The 1,905-nt window shown below is 43.8% G+C and carries 1 protein-coding gene; it reads left to right on the top strand.

Features of this window, described 5'->3' with window-relative positions; all coding sequences use genetic code 11:
• Positions 1-163: 163 nt before the first annotated feature.
• Positions 164-1,873: a hypothetical protein gene (locus ELS83_RS21550; RefSeq protein WP_171597608.1), complete on the top strand. Its 1,710-nt coding sequence runs from the start codon at positions 164-166 to the stop codon at positions 1,871-1,873.
• Positions 1,874-1,905: the final 32 nt, after the last annotated feature.

Genomic DNA, 1,905 nt, shown 5'->3' with positions numbered 1-1,905 from the left:
ATCATAATAACTCTCTGAATACTATATAAATATAGCAAAAAAATCTCTAAAAACCTCGCTACTACTACTGTTTTTCAATAACTTACACTCTTAACTTAATGACATTGAGCTCGCGCCAGCGGCCGATACAAACTCGGACCATCTGGGGGCCGGCAGCATCAGTATGGAGTACGACGAACTGGACAGGCTGGTGCGCGAAACCGATGCCAAAGGTACAAGTACCTATATTAAATATGATGAGCTGAGCCGACCGATTGAAACCGGGTATTTCAAAAAGCAACCGGCAGACAGCCATCAGTCATCAGCAGGAAAAGAAGTGGTGCTTAGCAGGACCTACTACGACAATTACAATTTCAGTTTTGCACAGGCCAACCCATGCAGCACAGAACATTGCGAAAGCAACTTGGGGCGAATTACAGGAAGCGAGACACGTGTGCTTGGCAGCGATACCTGGATAAAGGCCATTAGTTATTACGACAAGGAAGGAAGGGTGATTGAAGCCATTTCGCAAAATAATGTTGGAGGCATTGACAGGGTAACCACTGCCTATAATTTTGAAGGTGTTGTTACCGAAACAAAAGTGAGCAAGGAATTTGCAGGCAAAGATTACTCTAGCATGAGACAATACGATTATGCAAGCAGTGGGGAACTGAAAAATGTGCACCATGCTGTTAACGGGCAAAGTAGCATTGTACTTTCAAGTTTTTCGTACAATAACGATGGCTCGCTGGCCGAAAAACGGGTACACAACGGAAAAATAAAAACCCGCTATACTTACGACGAGCTGGATCGTATGGTGAAGGCTCAGAGCGAGAAACTGTTTGATTTGGAACTGGCCTACGACTCGGCACTAAAAGGTGCCAATAACCAGGCCTATTACGATGGAAGCCTAAGCGCCATGGCCTGGAAAACAGCAGGTCGAAAACGCCATACCTACAGCTTTAGCTACGACAATTGGAAAAACCTTTCGGCAGCCAATTCAAACGATCATCCTTATACCACAGAGTATATGTATGGGCGCAATGGCAACATTAATTTCCTGAAAMGAAAAGATARCCTTGGCCTTTACCAACATTTCGAGTACGATTACCAGGGCAACCAACTGAAAAAGTTGTGGCGCAAGAATACCGAATTGGTAGAAGTATGGCCCGGCGACACCAATAACGACGGCAARGTAGARGTWGACGACCARCACCCGGCAGGYTACAATTACAAACTGAAAGCCAAGGCAAGAGATACCCGAAGCATTGCCTGGAAAGCCTTTTTGGCCATTCAACGCAAAGGCGACGACCTGGCTTTTGCAGAYGCCAATGGCGATGGCACMATAAATGAATTGGATACCATTGCCATTCRTAAAAACCTGCTGAAAACTCACGAGKTAAGCGAGCCAAGAGCCACMAAACCATTTTCGTACCAGTACGACAAAAACGGGAATATGGTGTACGACGAGTACAAAAAACTCCGCATAAGCTACAACCWGTTTAACCTGCCCGATACCCTAAGTGTTGAAGGACAAGGAAAAATTGTAAACCAGTATTTGGCCGATGGAACATTGCTGAGAAGAAGTTTTTACGACGAAGACRATAACGAAGTAAAGCGCATAGACTACCAGGGTGAGTTTTTGTTTGTGAACGGACAGTTGGATAAAATATTTACCGAAGAAGGTTACTATGAGCCTACAGCTGCAACAAAAAGCAAGAAAAGCGATTTTGGAACTTATTACTACACTTTAAAAGACCACTTGGGGCACACCCGTGTAGTGGTTGATGAGGAAGAAAATGTAATACAGGAAACAGCCTATTATCCTTACGGCGGAATAATTGCCGAGCTAAGTAGCAAAACAAAATATAATTACCTTTACCCTGTGAAATAAGATTTGAGTCTTTTGTGTAAAAAAAGTTTGCC

The organism is Marinifilum caeruleilacunae (genome assembly GCF_013141825.1).
Lineage (GTDB): Bacteria > Bacteroidota > Bacteroidia > Bacteroidales > Marinifilaceae > Marinifilum > Marinifilum caeruleilacunae.
The sequence above is the reverse complement of the archived record's forward strand: the minus strand, read 5'-3'. Positions and strand labels throughout refer to the sequence as shown.